This is a genomic window from Bradyrhizobium sp. USDA 4354 (genome assembly GCF_054060315.1).
In genome coordinates, this window is the sequence record NZ_JBSSDC010000001.1 from 5,744,795 (window position 1) to 5,762,472 (window position 17,678).

The following is a 17,678-nucleotide window of genomic DNA, read 5'->3' on the forward strand; positions in this document are numbered from 1 at the left end:
ATCAGTCCACGTCCTCGACGTCACCCGCGGTGGTGCCGAAGGCGCGCTGCGCCAGCGTCGCGGCCATGAACTCGTCAAGATCGCCGCCAAGCACGCCCGATGTGTCGGAGGTCTGCACGCCCGTGCGGAGATCCTTCACCATTTGGTAGGGCTGCAGCACGTAGGAGCGGATCTGGTGGCCCCAACCGATATCGGTCTTGGCGGCCTGGTCGGCGGCGGCCTTTTCCTCGCGCTTCTTCAGCTCGATCTCGTAAAGCCGCGCGCGCAGCATGTCCCAGGCCTGCGCCCGGTTCTTGTGCTGGGAGCGGCCGGCCTGGCAGACCACCGCGACGCCGGTCGGAATGTGCGTCAGGCGCACTGCGGATTCGGTCTTGTTGACGTGCTGGCCTCCGGCGCCGCCCGAACGCATGGTGTCGGTGCGGACGTCGGATTCCTTGATGTCGATCTTGATGCTGTCGTCGATGACGGGAAATACCTGCACGCTCGAGAACGAGGTGTGCCGCCGCGCGTTGGAATCGAACGGCGAAATGCGCACCAGGCGATGCACGCCTGCTTCCGTCTTCAGCCAGCCATAGGCGTTGTGCCCGGAGACCTGGATGGTCGCCGACTTGATGCCGGCTTCTTCGCCCTCGGACTCTTCGAGGTACTCCACCTTGAAGCCGTGCGTTTCGGCCCAGCGCGTGTACATGCGCAGCAGCATCTGCGCCCAGTCCTGGCTCTCGGTGCCGCCAGCGCCGGCATGGACTTCGAGATAGGAATCGAAGCGGTCCGCTTCGCCCGACAGCAGCGCCTCGAGCTCGCGCCGCGCCACTTCCTTCTTGAGGTTCTTCAGCGCAGCTTCGGCTTCGGCAACGACGCCGTCATCGCCCTCGGCCTCGCCGAGCTCGATCATGCCGATGTCGTCTTCGAGCTCCTGCTCGACCTTGCCGATGCCGGAGAGCGCATCCTCCAGCGAGGTACGCTCCTGCATCAGCTTCTGAGCTTTCTGGGGATCGTTCCAGAGATTGGGATCTTCTGCGAGCTTGTTCAGCTCAGCGAGGCGCGCCGTCGATTTCTCGACGTCAAAGATGCCTCCTCAGCAGCCCGACTGACTGCTTGATCTCTTCTACCAACCGTTCGATTTCGGCGCGCATGTTGTTCTCTGATGTCGCGGAATTAGCCCGCGTTCAATTCGAGATGGGATGTAGCGGCGGCGGCCGCAAAGCGCAACCGCCGCTGCGACAAACGTCTGTGTTGTCCTAGGCCCTAGTACAGCCCGCCGGTGCCCGGCCGCATGAAGAAGCCGGCATCGGGCTGCTGCTGTTGCGAGGCCGGCATGCGGCCGTCGGCATCGGCCACGCCGATGACGGAGTAATTATCCGGCGGCGCCGTACCCGGCTTGAAGGCTTCGAGGATGGTTCCTCCGGTCTCGCCGGGACCGGCGCGCATGCCGGTCTTGGCGACGACGCGCACGAGCTTGATGCCGGCCGGCACCTTGAACGGCACGGCGGGCTTGTCGGCCAGCGCGAGCTTGAGGAAATCGCGCGCAATCGGAGCTGCCAGATGGCCGCCGGTCGCGGCATTGCCCTTACCCAGCGGACGCGGCTTGTCGTAGCCCATATAGATGGCGACGGCGACGTCGGGCGAGAAGCCGACGAACCAGGCATCCTTGGCCTCGTTCGTGGTTCCGGTCTTGCCGGCGACGGGCTTGCCGACTTCCTTGATGACCGTGGCCGTACCGGCCTGCACCACGCCTTCCATCAGCTCGGTGATCTGATAGGCAGTCATGGAATCCAGCACCTGCTCGCGACGGTCGATGAGCTGCGGCTCGGGCTGGTTCTTCCAGCCGCCCGGCGCGTCGCAGCCGCGGCATTCGCGCTGGTCGTGCTTGAATATGGTGTGGCCGTAACGGTCCTGGATGCGGTCGATCAGGGTCGGCTTCACCCGGCGGCCGCCATTGGCGAGCATCGAGTAAGCCGTGACCATGCGCATCGCCGTCGTCTCGCCGGCGCCGAGCGCGTAGGAGAGATAGTTCGGCAGCTCGTCATAGACACCGAAACGGCGGGCGTATTCGCCGATCAGCGGCATGCCGATGTCCTGCGCGAGGCGCACCGTCACCGTGTTGAGCGACTGCCGCAGCGCGTTGCGCAGCGTCACCGGTCCCTGGAATTTGCCGGAGGAGAAGTTTTCAGGCCGCCACACACCGGCGCCCTGGCCCTGATCGATTTCGATCGGCGCGTCGAGCACGACGGTCGAGGGCGTATAGCCGTTGTCGAGCGCGGCCGAATAGACGATCGGCTTGAACGATGAGCCCGGCTGCCGATAGGCCTGCGTGGCGCGATTGAACTGGCTCTGGTCGAAGGAGAAGCCGCCGACCATCGCGAGCACGCGGCCGGTCCAGGGATCCATCACCACCATGGCGCCGGAGACTTCCGGGATCTGGCGGAGCCGGTACTGGCCTTCGACAGGCTGACCGTCCTTGTAGAGCGGATCGGCATAGATCACGTCGCCGGGCTGAAGCACCTGCGACACCGCCGTCGGCGTCTTGCCTTTCGTGCCGCCCTGCACGGCCCGCGCCCAGCGCACGCCGTCGACAGTGACGATGCCGGTCTCGCGCTGCTTGCTCACCGCGCCGCCAAGCTCGCGGCTCGGCTGGAAGCCGATGCGGGCCGACTGATCGCTGGTCTCCAGCACCACCGCCATGCGCCACGGCGAAATGTCGGAGAGCGATTTGATCTCGGCGAGCTTCACGCCCCAGTCGCCCGAGATATCGAGCTTGCTCATCGCGCCGCGATAGCCCTGCTGCTCGTCATAGTTCACGAGCCCGGCGACCATGGCCTTGCGCGCCATGACCTGGATCTTCGGATCGAGCGTGGTACGAACCGACAGGCCGCCCTCGTAGAGCTTCTTCTCGCCGTAGCGCTCGAAGATGTCGCGGCGGACCTCCTCGGCGAAATATTCGCCGGCGAAGGTGTGAGCGCCGTTGGACCGGCTGGTGACCGCCAGCGGCTCCTTCCGGGCCTTGTCGGCGTCGGCCTGCTTGATCCAGCCGTTCTCGATCAGACGGTCGATGACGTAATTGCGGCGCTCGATGGCGCGGTCGCGATTACGGACCGGATGCAGCGTCGCCGGCATCTTCGGCAGCGCCGCCAGATAGGACGCTTCTGCCACCGTGAGCTCGTTCACCGACTTGTCGAAATAGACGAGCGAGGCAGCCGCGATACCGTACGCGCCGAGGCCGAGATAGATTTCGTTCAGGTACAGCTCGAGGATCTTGTCCTTCGAATAGGTCTTCTCGATCCGCATCGCCAGCAAGGCTTCCTTGATCTTGCGGGCGAAGGAGACCTCGTTGGTAAGCAGGAAGTTCTTGGCGACCTGCTGGGTGATCGTGGAAGCACCCTGCGGACGACGATTGGAGCCGTAGTTCTGCAGGTAGAGCAATCCGGCGCGGGCCATGCCGGTGTAGTCGATGCCGCCATGCTCGTAGAAATTCTTGTCCTCGGCGGCCAGGAACGCGTTGATCACGAGCTTGGGCACCGCCTGGATCGGCAGATACAGCCGCCGCTCCTTGGCGTATTCGCCGAGCAGCGAACCGTCGACCGCGTGCACGCGGGTCATCACCGGCGGCTCGTAATCCTGAAGCTGAGAGTAGTCCGGCAAGTCCTTGGAGAAATGCCAGATCAGGCCTGCCACGGCCCCGACACCGACAAGGAACACCACCGTTCCCGCGGCGAACAGGAAGCCCATGAACCGCACCAGCAAGCGCATTATCTGTTTATCCGTTCAAACTCTGGATCAGCCCAGTATCAGCCCAGTATCGGTCCCTTGGCACCCAAACTGGCGCCAATTTCACGTCGCGAATTCGCCGGCTCACGCAATCACATCAATGCCGGACTTAAGACGCTTGCCGAACAGGATTCTCGCCGATTCCGGAACCCCCTGCGGGTTTTTTTATAAAGCGTCCGCTGTGGCCAAACTAGGGCCTTTGGGTCGGGAGGAACAAACCGTTTCAGTTGGACGTCCCGGCCGTGGCCATCCGCTTGGTCAAAAATCCGTCGATCGCCTGCGCCATCGAGCCCACGGCGCGGGACCGCCACCCCTCGGAGACCAGGTGCTCGCGGTCGCCCTTGTTGGAGACATAACCGATCTCGACCAGCACCGAGGGCACATCAGGCGCCTTCAGGACCCGGAAGCCGGCAGACTTCAGGGGATGCTTGTGCATCCGCACCGTCTGCTTCATTTCACCCATCAAGAGGCGGGCGAAACGGTTTGAAAAGGTGCGGGTTTCGCGCTGCGTGAGGTCGATCAGGATGTCGGCGACGTCGGTCGGCTCCTCCGCGAGGTTGAAGCCGGCGATCGCATCGGCCCGGTTCTCCGCATCTGCCAGCCGCTGGGCCTCCGCGTCGGACGCCTTGTCGGAGAGCGTATAGATGGTCGCGCCCTGCGCATCGCCCTCGGCACGGGGCAGCGCATCGGCGTGAATTGATACGAACAAGGCCGCCTTGAGATTGCGGGCCATTTTGGTCCGGTCATTGAGGGGAATGAAGGTGTCGTCGTCCCGCGTCATGACCACGCGGTACTTGCCGGCCTTTTCCAGCTTGTCGCGTAGCGCCAGGCCAAAAGCCAGCACCAGGTTCTTCTCGCTCTCGCCGCCCGACTGCGTGCCGTTGTCGATGCCGCCATGGCCGGGATCGATCACGACCACCGGACGGCTATCGGCCTTTTGCTGCGCGGCTTCCGGGGCCGCCGCGCTGGGAACCGTGGCAGGCGGCGCCTCCGCGATCGCGGGACGCAGCTCGGGACGTTTTTCGGGGGCAAGCGACGACACGAAGGCGGCGCGATCGACCTCCTCCAGCTCGAGCACGAGCCGGGCCGGTTGGCCGTTGGCCGCCTCCAGCACGTAGGAATTGGCAATCTTCGCCGGCCCGGTCAAATCGAACACGATTCGCGAGCCGCCGGGCATGACGAGCCCGTAGCGGAAGGCCTTGACCAGTCCCCGTCCCCCGCTCCCAGTCCCGGCGGGCAGCTGAAAATTGACCTGCGGCACGTCCACCACCACGCGGTAGGGGTCGGCCAGCGTGACGGCGCGGAAGGTGACGGTCTGGTCGAGGTCGAGGATGAAGCGGGTCTGCTTGCCATCGCCGGCCAGCCGGGCGGCCGAGGCGACTGGAAAACTCGCTGCGACGACAGCGGGTTGCTGCCGGCTTTCCGCAGCAATGAGGCGCGAGGAATCAGCACACGGCAATGCCGCGATGCACAGCAACACGCTTCCCAGCAAAATCCGTCGATTTGTGCGGCTCGCCACCGATTCCGTGCCTCCGAGCAGCCCTCTTAACGCAATAGAACCACAGGGTTAATCGCTCCTTAATGACGGAAACGCGAAACTCGCCGACTGTGACCGCCGTGCGACGCTCCCTTGCACCAATGGCTCATTCCTCGTATGTACGGAATGCTGACGGCCGATATTTCCGGTTGTGTCGCATTCAGCCTCCCGGTGCAGCGCCGGAACTCCCAAGGTTTGGGAATTCCAGCGTTTTCCGCTTCCCTCTAAGACCAGCGCGGTGCGCGGCAGCGAGGTGAAGCGGGTCAAGCCCCGGCGGTGGACGGTCTCGGGTTACCACTCATGTTTCCGGGACGGTTCTGACAGCGACGTAACCCATTACCCGGTCCCTTGATCCCCAAGGGAGCGGTTCGTGATCCCTAAGGCGAGCGCGCTCGCGCCGTGCCTGGCCAGCAGCAACTGATTGAAGGGCGGTCTCGCCGCCCACTGCTTCATACGGGCCGACGCTTGATGCGCCAGACTGTGCCGACGAAATCTGAAGGATCATTCGCGACGCTGCGGAGTGACAATCCCGCGCGTCGCAATGGTCCTGAAGCTTTCGGCTCGGCAAGGCGCGAGAGACGGCGTTTCGGCCTTCCCCTCACCCCCGAATCAGGTGGACCGTCGCGTCACCCGGCGGCGCGATACGCGCCCACGGTTTATCGCGTCCGCCGCCGCCAAGAGTTAAGACATGCCCAACAAGATGTTGATCGATGCCACCCACCCGGAAGAGACCCGGGTCGTCGTGGTCCGCGGCAATCGCGTCGAAGAGTTTGATTTCGAGACCGCGCAACGCAAGCAACTGCGCGGGAACATCTATCTCGCCAAGGTCACAAGGGTCGAACCCTCGCTCCAGGCCGCCTTCGTCGAATATGGCGGCAACCGCCACGGCTTCCTCGCCTTCAGCGAAATCCATCCCGACTACTATCAGATCCCGGTCGCCGACCGGCAGGCGCTGATCGAGGCCGAGGAACAAGCCCATCGCGAGGCCGAGGAAGAGAGCGAGAACCGCTCGCACGGCCGCCGCCGTTCGCGCCACCGCAACGCCCGCCGCCGCGGTCATGGCGAGCGCGTGCGCAGCGACATCGTCGAAGGTCTCGACGCCGGCGCCGATCCCGTCGCCCAGCCGATCGAGGGCGCGGCGCTGCCGGAGTACGCCGAGGGCGCCCTGCCCGAGGGCGAGCATCTGCACGCCGACGCGGAGCATCACGGCGAGCACGAGGGCCACGATCACGATCATGGCGAACATGATCATGATGATCATCATCATGACCATGATGACGAGCACCATCACGCTCACGATCGTGACGCCCAGGGTCATGAGGGCGAGCGCGATCATCACGACCATGAGCATGCCGATGAGAGGCCGGCGCCTGTCGCGGCGGTCGGCGCCGAGCCCGTGGTCGCGACCGAGACCGTTGCCGAGCCGCAGCAGGCCCCAACCTTCGAGACTCCCGCCCCCGAAGCTCATGCCTCTGAAGCGTACGCCGAAGCTCCGGCGGAAGCCGTGACAGCGGCCGCCGAGCCGGCCGATGCCGTCTACGCCGCCGGCGAGAGCACTGAAGCGCCGCATGCCGAGGCCGTGGATGCGGCCGGCGAGGACGACGAGGACGAGGACGGCGAGGACGCCGAAGAGGAAGTCGTCGAATCCGTCGGCGGCGACGACGTCTTGGAGGAAGTGCCGGAGCGCACCTTCCGCCCGCGCCGCCAGTACAAGATCCAGGAGGTCATCAAGCGCCGCCAGGTGATGCTGGTGCAGGTCGTCAAGGAAGAGCGCGGCAACAAGGGCGCGGCGCTGACGACCTATCTCTCGCTCGCCGGCCGCTACGCCGTCCTGATGCCGAATACCGCGCGCGGCGGCGGCATCAGCCGCAAGATCACCAGCGCGCAGGATCGCTCACGCCTCAAGGAAGTGGTGCAGGATCTCGACGTGCCCGAGGGCATGGGCATCATCCTGCGCACCGCAGGCGCCTCCCGCACCAAGCCCGAGATCAAGCGCGACTTCGAATATCTGATCCGGATGTGGGAAACGGTACGCGACCTCACGCTAAAGTCGCAGGCCCCGACACTCGTCTACGAGGAAGGCTCGCTGATCAAGCGCTCGCTGCGCGACCTCTACAACAAGGAGATCGACGAGATTCAGGTTGCCGGCGAAGCCGGCTACCGCGAAGCCCGCGATTTCATGAAGATGCTGATGCCGGCCAATGTCAGCGCGGTGAAGCAATATCGCGACGGCCAGCCGCTGTTCTCGCGCATGGGCGTCGAGAGCCAGCTCGATGCGATGTTCTCGCCGACCGTGCAGCTGCGCTCCGGCGGCTACATCGTGATCAACCAGACCGAGGCGCTGGTCTCGATCGACGTCAACTCCGGACGGTCGACGCGCGAGCACCATATCGAGGACACCGCGCTCAAGACAAATCTGGAAGCGGCCGAAGAGGTCGCCCGCCAGCTCCGGCTGCGCGACCTCGCGGGCCTGATCGTCATCGACTTCATCGACATGGACGAGAAACGCAACAACCGCGCGGTCGAGCGCAAGCTGTCCGATTGCCTCAGGCAGGATCGCGCGCGCATCCAGGTCGGCCGCATCTCGCATTTCGGCCTGCTCGAGATGTCGCGCCAGCGCATCCGCGCCAGCGTGCTGGAAAGCTCGACCGATCCGTGCCCGCATTGCGGCGGCACCGGCCACGTCCGCTCGGTGTCTTCAGTGGCGCTGCAGCTCTTGCGCGGCCTCGAAGAGATCCTGATGAAGGGCGCGACCCACAACCTGGTGGTCCGCACCCGCACCGACGTCGCGCTCTATGTGCTGAACCACAAGCGCGGCCATCTGCGCGACCTCGAGAACGGCTTCAAGGTCACCCTGTCGGTGATCGCCGATCCCAGCGTCAGTGGTCCGCAGGCCTATGTGATCGACCGCGGCGAGCAGGTGCATACGCTCGAAGCCGCCAAGGCGCTGCTCGTTGCGCAGGCCGCTGCGAGCCCGCCGCCACTGGCCGAAGAAGCCTATGACGACGAGGACGGCTTCGACCTGGAGACTGAATCCGAGGTCGAAACCGACGAGACCGAAGGTCTTGCCGACGAGCAGGCCGCCGGCGAGGCAGCCTCCGAGCTGGACGGCCAGCGCCGCAAGCGCCGGCGGCGCCGGCGCGGCCGTGGCGGCCAGCGCGAAGGTGAGTTGCGCGAGGATACCGCCCCCACGCTGCCCGAAGCGGCCGTGGCGGCCGGTGAAGCTGAAGACGAGACCGAGTCCGAGCAGGACGGCGAGGAAGGCGAGGAACAAGCAGCCCGTGGCGAGCAGCAGGGCGGCGGCGAGCGCCGGCGCCGGCGTGGTCGCCGCGGCGGACGCCGCCGTCGCGGTGGCGCCGAGGAAGGTCTCGCCGGTTCCATCAACGACGAACTCGGCACCAATCCGCCGCCGGAAGCTGCCGATGCGGTTGCCGATTTCGATGGCTTCGGCGGCGAGGCTGCGCCCTCGATTGCGCAGACCGAGCACATCACCGAGCCGCAAATCGCTCAGCCTGAGCCGCGCGCCGAGATGCAGACCGAGGCGCCGGCCCAGCCGGAGCCGGCTCCCGCTACGACGACCACAACGCCAGAACCAGAAGAAGAGCCCGCCGGGGACAAGGCCGCGCGGCGCCGCTCCACCGTCCGGGAAAAGGTGAGTTTCCTGCTGAACAGCCAGCCCGAGCCCGCAACGCCGGTGGCGCAGGCGACCGAACCGGTTGCTGCGCCCGCGCCGGCACCTGAGCCCGCGCCGGAGGTTGCAAGCGAAACCCCGGCCGCCCCGCGCCGTGCCGGCTGGTGGTCACGCCGTTTCGGCGGCGGCGAGTAAAAGGAACAATGGAGTTGAAACCGCCCGGCCATGCCGGGCGGTTTTGATTTGGTGAGGTCAGCTTCGATGCAAAGCGCGATCATTCTCGGCGGCGGCATGGTGGGCGTGGGTGCCGCGCTGCATCTGCAGCAACGCGGCTGGTCGGTCACGCTGGTCGATCGCAGGGAGCCGGGCCGCGAGACCAGCTACGGCAATGCCGGGATGATCCAGGCGGAAGCGGTGCGGCCCTATCCGATGCCGCGCGATCTCGCTTCGCTCTTGAAGATCGCGACCGGCCGAACCAACGACGTGCGCTACAGCCTCTCCTCCCTCCATCTCCACATCGAGCCCCTGCTCCGCTATTGGTGGCATTCGGCGCCGAAGCGGCATCGCGAGGCGATCGAGGCGTGGGCACGGCTGATTACCTCCGCGACGGCCGAGCACGACATCCTGATCCGTGAGGCGCATGCCGACAATCTGGTCCGCCGCGCCGGCTACCGAGCGCTATATCGTGACCGCGCTTCGTTGGATCTCTCGATCAAGGCTGCGGAGGAAGATCAGCGCGAATTCGGCGTGAACTTTCGCGTGCTGTCGGGGAGCGAGCTTGCCAAGGCCGAGCCGATCCTGCGCGGCGATCTCCCGGGAGCCATCCATTGGCTCGACACCTGGACCGTGTCCGATCCCGGCGCGCTGGTCACGGCCTATGCCGAGTTGTTCGAGCGCCTCGGCGGCAGGATCGTGCTCGGCGATGCGCAGTCGCTGCGACAGACCGCGACCGGTTGGTCGGTCGACACCGACCAGGGGCGCATCGATGCCCCCCACGCCGTCGTGACGCTCGGGCCGTGGTCGCCCGATCTGTTGTACAAGTTCGGCTATCGCATCCCGCTGGTGCGCAAGCGCGGCTATCATATGCATTACAGCGGCGGCGCTTCGCTCGACCTGCCGCTGGTCGACAAGGCTCGTGGCTACGCCATGGGGCCGATGGCCAAGGGAATCCGCATCACCACCGGCGCGGAATTGACTGGCGCGGATGCACTCGCAACGCCGGTGCAGCTCGCCAGCGCCGAAGCCTCCGCACGCGAGCTGATCGACCTCGGCAAGCGGGTCGAGCCGGATCCGTGGTTCGGCACCAGGCCCTGCACGCCCGACATGCTCCCGGTGCTCGGCCAGGCTCCGCGACACCCGGGCCTTTGGATGAATTTCGGCCACGGCCACCAGGGCTTTACGCTGGGTCCTGCTACCGGACGCCTGCTCGCCGAGATCATGAGCGGCGAGACGCCGGCGATCGATCCGGCGCCCTACCGGCCGGAACGGTTTTAGCTGTCTCAGCCTGCGCTGTTGCCTGGAGGCAAAGGGCTGATCGAGAATCTCGACCAGCCCTGCTGACTTCCAAGCGTCTGACGCCGCCTCGCGCCAATCAGTCCGTCGTGATCGCCGTCTCCATGTCGGTCGGATCGATTTCCTTGGCGAGGTTGGCTTTGAGCTTGTCGCGATCGAGCTCGCCTTCCCACCATGCGACGATCACGCAGGCGACGCCGTTGCCGCACAGATTGGTCAGCGCGCGGCACTCGCTCATGAACTTGTCGATGCCGAGCACGATCGCCATGCCCGGCACGAGGCGCGGATCGACCACGGCGAGCGTCGCCGCCAGCGTGATGAAGCCCGCTCCGGTGATGCCGGAGGCACCCTTCGAGGTCAGCATCGCTACGACCAGGATGGTCATCTGCTGGCCGAAGGAGAGATCGACGCCGAGCGCCTGCGCGATGAACAGGGTAGCCAGCGTCATGTAGATGTTGGTGCCGTCGAGGTTGAACGAGTAGCCCGTGGGCACGACGAGGCCGACCACCGACTTCGAGCAGCCGAGCCGCTCCAGCTTCTCCATCAAGGACGGCAGCGCGCTTTCCGACGACGAGGTGCCGAGCACGATGAGCAGCTCGTCCTTGATGTAGGCGAGGAACTTGAAGATCGAGAACCCCGCGATGCGCGCGATGATGCCGAGCACGACGAACACGAACAGCGCCGCGGTGACATAGAACGTGGCGATCAGCCCGACCAGGTTGAGAATGGCGCCGGTGCCGAACTTGCCGATCGTGTAGGCCATCGCGCCGAACGCGCCGATCGGTGCCGCGCGCATCACGATGGAGATGACGCCGAACACGGCATGCGCGGCGTCGTCGATGAAGCTGCGGATGGTGTGGCCGCGCTCGCCGAGGCTCATCAAAGCAAAGCCGAACAGCACCGCGAACAGCAGCACCTGGAGGATTTCGCCTTGCGCGAAGGCGCCGACCACGGTGTCCGGAATGATGTGCAGCACGAAGTCGACGGACTTCTGGCCGGCCGCCTGCTTGGCGTAGTTCGCAACGGCAGCCTCGTTTGCCGCCGCATTGCCGAAGCCCGCGCCCGGCCTGACGAGATTGCCGACGACGAGACCGATCACCAGCGCGAAGGTCGAGACGACCTCGAAATAGACCAGCGCCTTGACGCCGATCCGTCCGACCTTCTTGGCGTCCTGGATATGGGCGATGCCCGAGACCACGGTGCAGAAGATGATCGGAGCGATCACCATCTTGATCAGCTTGATGAAGCCGTCGCCGAGCGCCTTGATCCATTCGTTGGTGGCGAACTGTGGCCACAGCCAGCCGACGATGGCGCCGAGCACGATGGCGATCAGCACCTGGACGTAGAGGACCTTGTACCACGGCTTGGCGACGGGCGGCGCGACCGGCGCCCCCGTCATCGTTGTCGTCGTCATCGGTTTCACTCCCCCTCAAAACACTTCGCCAGCCAAGATCAACTTGGCCGGCCCTGTCAATTGGAACTCGCGTGAGGGCGCGTTTTACCCGCGACGCTCGACAATCCGGCGGGCCGCCGGCATCAGGGTCGCGCCGAGCGCATTCTTGACCAGTGAGGCCGCAATGAACGGAACGATGCCGACCTGCCAGGCCTTGGCGGCGCCAAGGTCAAGTCCGAACGCCAGCCAGCCGAATCCGGCCACCAGAATGACAATGTGGCCGACAGCCATCGCCGCAAACAGCAGCGCGACGCTGCGATCCCAGCCGCGCTCGGCGAGCCAACCGGTCACGAAGGCTGCCGCAACGAAACCGAACAGGTAGCCCGCGGTCGGGCCGACCAGCGGAGCAATCCCACCCACGGGACCGGCGAATACCGGCAGCCCCATCGCGCCCTCGGCGAGATAGGCCATCATGGTTGCGCTGCCAAGGCGCCAGCCATAGGCGGCGCCGATCATCAGCACCACCAGCGTCTGCAGCGTCATCGGCACATAGGGCAGCGGCAAGTTCACCTTGGCTGATAGCGCCATCAGCGCCGTGCCGAGCGCGATCAGCACGAAGGCACGCAAGCTCCCGACGGCTTCGCCCGGCCGGGTCGGCCACATCAACGCGGCGAGAGAAGAATGTGGTGCAGCGGCGGGCGGGGCGGAACGATCTGACAAGTTGAACTCCGGAAGGCTGTCGAAAACTGGCGGGCTATTTAAGCCAGTGAGCGATCCGGTCAACTGCCTCCCGCATCTCATCGAGCGAGCGGGCATAGGAAAACCGTATGAATGAGCGGCCATGGATGGGATCGAAATCGAGGCCTGGCGTTGCCGCGACCTTCGCCTGCTCCAGCATCTGCTTGGCGAACTCGAAGCTGTCCGAGGTGAAGTCCGAGACGTCGGCATAGAGATAAAATGCACCGTCCGCCGGCAGAAACTTGTTGAGGCCCGCCTTCGGCAATCCCTCGATCAAGATGCGCCGGTTTTCCTGATAGCCGCGCTTGATCTCCTCCATCTCGGCCGCGCCGTCGAAGGCGGCCTCCGCCGCGATCTGCGACAGCGACGGCACCGAGATCGAGAGGTTCTGCTGGAGCCGCTCGATCGGCCGCGCCAGGATCTCGGGCACGACCATCCAGCCGACGCGCCAGCCCGTCATGCAGAAATACTTCGAGAACGAGTTGATCACGAGTGCGTGCTCGGATAGCGCCGCCGCCGTCACGGCTGGGAACGCGTAATCGAGCCCGTGATAGATCTCATCCGAGATGAAGCGGATGCGAGCGTCTTCCGCCGCCGCAATGAGGCCGGCGAGCGCTTCGCGCGACATCATCGTGCCCGTCGGATTGGCGGGACTGCCGACCAGCACGCCCTTCAGCGGCGCCTTGCGATGGGCGGCCAGCAGCGCCTCGCCAGTGAGCGCGTGGCGCGTCTCGTTCGTGGTTTCGATCAGCACCGGCTCGCAGCCGAGCGCTATGAGGATATGACGGTATGGTGGATAGCCCGGCACCGTCACGGCGACGCGGTCGCCCGGCTCGAACATCGACAGGAAGGCCAGGATGAACCCGCCGGAGGAGCCGGTAGTCACGACGATCCGCTCGGGGCTGACGTCGCAGCCATAGGTGTCGCGATAATGGCGCGCGATGCGCTCGCGCAGACTGGGGATCCCGAGCGCGGAGGTATAATCGATCCGCCCGGCCGCGAGCGCGGCATGGGCGGCCGCGATCGCGGACTTGGGCGCGCCGGCCGCGGGCTGGCCGACCTCCATGTGGATGACATGGCCCCCAGCAGCCTCGATTCGGGCCGCCGCGGCCATGACGTCCATCACCATGAACGGGGGAACATCGCTGCGGCGGGAGGGCTCGAGCCACTGCCCCAACCGGTTCCTCAATGTCGCATCGTGCATCGATTTCTGCTATTCGCTGGCGGACCGATCCGTCCGGTCCCTAAGAACGGGGCGCTTGCGCCCCAGACTGGCCGCATTGTACGGCTCATAAAGGGCACGGCTCACAAGGGCATATCGCGTATCCGGTCCGCCGCCAATCGCCAAAACCAATCACGAAACTGCTTGACCAGACCGTTTGACCCAGACCGCTCGATGTTGCTCCAGATCGCATTGCGCAAGAAGGCCTCCGCCCTCACCGCTCTCGTCACGGCCACGGCGATCGCGCTGACGCCGTTTTCGGCCGCGCGCGCGCAGGCCAAGGGGCCGCCGGTCCTGCGCGACACCGAGACCGAGCAGCTGCTGCGCGACTACACCCGCCCGATCCTGCGCGTCGCGGGTCTGGAGAAGCATAACATCCAGATGGTGATCATCAACGACGGCTCGTTCAACGCCTTCGTCGCGGACGGCCGCCGCATCTTCGTCAATTGGGGCGCGATCCTCCAGTCGGAGACGCCGAACCAGATCATCGGCGTGCTCGCGCACGAGACCGGACATCTGGCGGGCGGCCATCTGTCCAAGCTGCGCGAGCAGCTCGCCACCGCCCAGACCCAGATGATCATCGCGATGCTGCTTGGCGCCGGCGCGATCGCAGCCGGCAGCACCCGCAGCTCGAGCGCCGGCAACAACGGGCTGGCCAATGCCGGCGCGGCCGCGATCGCCGCTCCGCAGGAGATGATCCGCCGCACGCTGTTGTCCTACCAGCGCCAGCAGGAGGAGAACGCCGACCGCGCCGGCGTGAAATTCCTGACTGCGACCCAGCAGTCGCCGAAGGGCATGTACGAGACCTTCAAGCGCTTCACCAGCGAGAGCCTGTTCGCTTCGCGCGGCGCCGATCCCTATCTCCAGTCGCATCCGATGCCGGCCGAGCGCGTCGCCGCGCTCCAGGAATTCGCCAGCTCAAGCACCTACTGGAACAAGAAGGACGATCCCGCGCTTCAGCTCCGGCACGACATGGTCCGCGCCAAGATCTCCGCCTTCATGGAGCGGCCGGAGACGGTGTACCGCCGCTATCCCCAGACCAACGACAGCCTGCCGGCGCGCTATGCCCGCGCCATCAGCACCTATCTGCATGGCGATTTGCGCAGCGCGCTCTCCCAGATCGACGCGCTGATCCAGGTTCAGCCGAACAACCCGTACTTCTACGAGGTGCGCGGCCAGGCGCTCTTGGAGAGCGGCAAGCCGGCCGAAGCGGTCGCTCCCCTGCGCAAGGCGGTACAGCTCTCGAACAACGCGCCCCTCATCGAGATGTTACTTGGGCAGGCTCTGGTTGGAACCGATAATAAAGCCTACACCGACGAAGCCGTTCGGATTCTCCGCGCTGCGGTGGCGCGAGAACCCGAGGCAGCGCTCGGCTATACCCAGCTCGCGATGGCCTACGGCCGGAAGGGAGACTATGCCGAGGCAGACCTCGCCTCGGCCCAGGCCGCTTACTTGCGCGGCGACAACAAGACCGCCCGCGAGCTTGCGACGCGCGCGAAAACCCGTTTCGCCGTCGGCACACCCGGATGGGTCAAGGCCGACGACATCCTGGCGGCGAAGCCGCCGCGCAACTAGAGCATGATCCGGAAAAGCGCGAAGCGGTTTTCCGAAAAGATCATGCTCAAACGTAGACCTCAAGTGCGATGAAGCTTCAATCGAATCTCATCGCACTTTAGCGAAAAACTCGAACGACGCCCGATACCACGACGTCACGACACCGAGCTCAAGTCCACCGGGACGTTTCTCGAAACCTGCTTTGAATAAGAGGATTTGCCTATGCCTTCGCTGCGCCTGCTCGCTCCTGCATTGTTCGCGCTCGCCATGTTCGGCGCAGCCGTGCCCGCCTCGGCCGACAGTTTCTCCGATAGCCAGCGCACCGACATCGAGGCAATCATCAAGAACTACCTCGTCAGCCATCCCGAGGTGCTCGAGGAGGCCATGGCCGAGCTCAGCAAGCGCCAGGCCGCGGCCGAAACGCAGAAGCACGAGGCCAGCATCGCGCAGAACGCCGACGCGATCTTCAACTCGCCGCGCCAGGTCGTGCTCGGCAACAAGGACGGCGACGTCACCTTCGTCGAGTTCTTCGACTACAATTGCGGCTATTGCAAACGCGCGATGGACGACATGCTCAGCCTCATGAAGGGCGATCCGAAGCTGAAGGTCGTGCTGAAGGAGTTTCCGGTGCTGAGCCAGGGCTCGGTGGAAGCGGCGCAGGTCGCCGTCGCCGTGCGCATGCAGGATCCTTCCGGCAAGAAATATCTCGACTTCCACCAGAAGCTGCTCGGCGGCCGCGGCGCGGCCGACAAGGCGCGCGCGATTCAGGCGGCGAAGGAGGCCGGCCTCGACACCGCCAGAATCGAGAAGGACATCGCCAGCCCCGAGGTGCGCGCCACCATCGAGGAGAACTTCAAGCTCGCCGAAGCGATGGGCATGAACGGCACGCCGAGCTACGTGATCGGCAAGCAGATCGTGATCGGAGCTGTTGGCGCCGAAGCCCTCAAGGAAAAGATCGGCATTGCCCGCTGCGGCAAGGCGACTTGCTGAGCGACCCGACATTGCGACCCTGAAAACGCGAAAAGGCCGGCTGAAAAGCCGGCCTTTTTCTTACGCCAGATCGTGGCGCGCCTCCGCAAAGTCATTCATCTGGCATTCAACAAACAAATGCCGCGGAACAGGCGAAGTTCCGGAACAACTCAAATCTCCTTTCGTTGTCGGCGCGGGCAATGACGCAAAGAAACACGTGAGGAGAATTTCGATGTTGAACCGCTTTATGATCTCGGTTGCCGCAGTCGCACTCGTCGCGGGCACCGGTCTGGCGAACGCACAAGGTACCATGGGCCGCGACAGCGGCGGCGGCGCCGGTGGCGCACAAATGCAGCAGTCGCAACCCTCCGGCGGCGCCGCCGAGCGCGGCGGCTCGAAGGGTCACGATTCCATGAGCCATGACAAGGGCACCGTCGGTCAGGCCGGCGGCTCCAGCACGATGAAGTCCGATCGCGCTTCCGAAGACAAGTCCGGCGCGATGAAGGACGAGCGCTCGGGCGGCGCGACGAACAAGAACGCGGCTGAAGACAAGGCCGGCGCCACCAAGGGCCAGCGCACCGACGAGCGCGCACAGGGTCAGATGGACAAGTCCCAGCCGGGTGCGACGCGTGAGAAGTCGACGCAGTCGGACAAGTCGTCGACGGTTGGCCAGAGCCCACGGGGCGACGAGAAGTCCAAGGGTAGCATGAGCAAGGAAACCGAGACCAAGGGCACCAAGGACATGAAGGCCCAAGGTCAGGAAGACCGCAGCGGCATGAATGCGCCTGGCCACCAGGGTTCGCAGAGTCAGACCCAGACCCAGACCGGGACCGATCGGTCGCAGACGACGACCGGCCAGGCTGGCGCGGCCGCCAAGCTCTCGACCGAGCAGCGCACGCAGATCACCTCGGTGATCCGTGAGGAGAAGGTGGCGCCCGTAACCAATGTGAACTTCAACATTGCGGTCGGCACCCGCGTGCCGCGCGAGGGCATCACGCTTCACGCCCTGCCGTCGCGGGTCGTGACCATCTATCCGGAATGGCGAACCTACAAGTACGTCGTGGTTCGCGATGAGATCGTCATCATCAATCCGGACACCTACGAGATCGTGGCGGTCCTGAACGTCTAAGGCCGGACACCGGCAATCTCGGGGGCGGGCAGCGATGCCCGCCCCTTTGCATGCGGGCCGGCAGCCATGCCTTGGACTGGTTAACAAGCAATTTCCGTAGCTTCCGCACAGATTTTTGCACCCCGGATGAGGTGCCTGAAGCCCCTTGGGAGGTCCTTCAAGGCTTCCCCTCACGCGCTTTGTTACCTATAACCCCCGCCACGCCGAAGCACCTCTTCCGGGATTGGA

Annotated in this window: 11 protein-coding genes; 5 read left to right on the top strand and 6 right to left on the bottom strand. The window is 65.2% G+C overall.

Annotated features, from left to right (window positions below; genetic code table 11):
• Position 1: 1 nt before the first annotated feature.
• The 3 genes from prfB to ACVIIV_RS26755 form a co-directional block, all read right to left on the bottom strand.
• A protein-coding gene (prfB, locus tag ACVIIV_RS26745; protein ID WP_407112378.1) for a peptide chain release factor 2 occupies positions 2-1,133 on the bottom strand; the annotation gives its coding sequence in 2 pieces (ribosomal slippage) (positions 2-1,063 and positions 1,065-1,133; 1,131 coding nt in all).
• 112 nt (positions 1,134-1,245) lie between these two features.
• On the bottom strand, positions 1,246-3,747 hold the full coding sequence (locus ACVIIV_RS26750) for a penicillin-binding protein 1A (RefSeq protein WP_456746814.1): 2,502 nt from the start codon (positions 3,745-3,747) through the stop codon (positions 1,246-1,248).
• A gap of 241 nt (positions 3,748-3,988) precedes the next feature.
• Positions 3,989-5,284: an N-acetylmuramoyl-L-alanine amidase gene (locus tag ACVIIV_RS26755; protein WP_456746815.1), complete on the bottom strand. Its 1,296-nt coding sequence runs from the start codon at positions 5,282-5,284 to the stop codon at positions 3,989-3,991.
• A 706-nt stretch (positions 5,285-5,990) separates the two neighbouring features.
• Between ACVIIV_RS26755 and ACVIIV_RS26760 the strand changes: the two genes are divergently transcribed.
• Together ACVIIV_RS26760 and ACVIIV_RS26765 are read left to right on the top strand one after the other, a co-directional pair.
• Complete coding sequence (locus ACVIIV_RS26760) at positions 5,991-9,128, top strand: Rne/Rng family ribonuclease (protein WP_456746816.1); 3,138 nt, start codon at positions 5,991-5,993, stop codon at positions 9,126-9,128.
• 66 nt (positions 9,129-9,194) lie between these two features.
• Complete coding sequence (locus tag ACVIIV_RS26765; protein WP_456746817.1) at positions 9,195-10,427, top strand: NAD(P)/FAD-dependent oxidoreductase; 1,233 nt, start codon at positions 9,195-9,197, stop codon at positions 10,425-10,427.
• A 97-nt stretch (positions 10,428-10,524) separates the two neighbouring features.
• On the opposite strand, the gene ACVIIV_RS26770 is transcribed toward ACVIIV_RS26765, so the two are convergent.
• From ACVIIV_RS26770 to ACVIIV_RS26780, 3 genes are all read right to left on the bottom strand, one after another.
• Positions 10,525-11,859: a dicarboxylate/amino acid:cation symporter gene (locus ACVIIV_RS26770; protein ID WP_456746818.1), complete on the bottom strand. Its 1,335-nt coding sequence runs from the start codon at positions 11,857-11,859 to the stop codon at positions 10,525-10,527.
• Between the two features lie 84 nt (positions 11,860-11,943).
• Positions 11,944-12,501 (bottom strand): biotin transporter BioY, encoded by a 558-nt coding sequence (locus ACVIIV_RS26775; RefSeq protein WP_456748834.1) that lies wholly within the window; start codon positions 12,499-12,501, stop codon positions 11,944-11,946.
• Positions 12,502-12,592: 91 nt separating this feature from the next.
• Positions 12,593-13,780, bottom strand: coding sequence for a pyridoxal phosphate-dependent aminotransferase (locus ACVIIV_RS26780; RefSeq protein WP_456746819.1), 1,188 nt, complete (start codon positions 13,778-13,780; stop codon positions 12,593-12,595).
• 192 nt (positions 13,781-13,972) lie between these two features.
• Between ACVIIV_RS26780 and ACVIIV_RS26785 the strand changes: the two genes are divergently transcribed.
• From ACVIIV_RS26785 to ACVIIV_RS26795, 3 genes are all read left to right on the top strand, one after another.
• On the top strand, positions 13,973-15,373 hold the full coding sequence (locus ACVIIV_RS26785) for a M48 family metalloprotease (RefSeq protein WP_456748835.1): 1,401 nt from the start codon (positions 13,973-13,975) through the stop codon (positions 15,371-15,373).
• Between the two features lie 201 nt (positions 15,374-15,574).
• Complete coding sequence (locus tag ACVIIV_RS26790; RefSeq protein ID WP_456746820.1) at positions 15,575-16,342, top strand: DsbA family protein; 768 nt, start codon at positions 15,575-15,577, stop codon at positions 16,340-16,342.
• 211 nt (positions 16,343-16,553) lie between these two features.
• On the top strand, positions 16,554-17,450 hold the full coding sequence (locus tag ACVIIV_RS26795; protein WP_456746821.1) for a DUF1236 domain-containing protein: 897 nt from the start codon (positions 16,554-16,556) through the stop codon (positions 17,448-17,450).
• Positions 17,451-17,678: the final 228 nt, after the last annotated feature.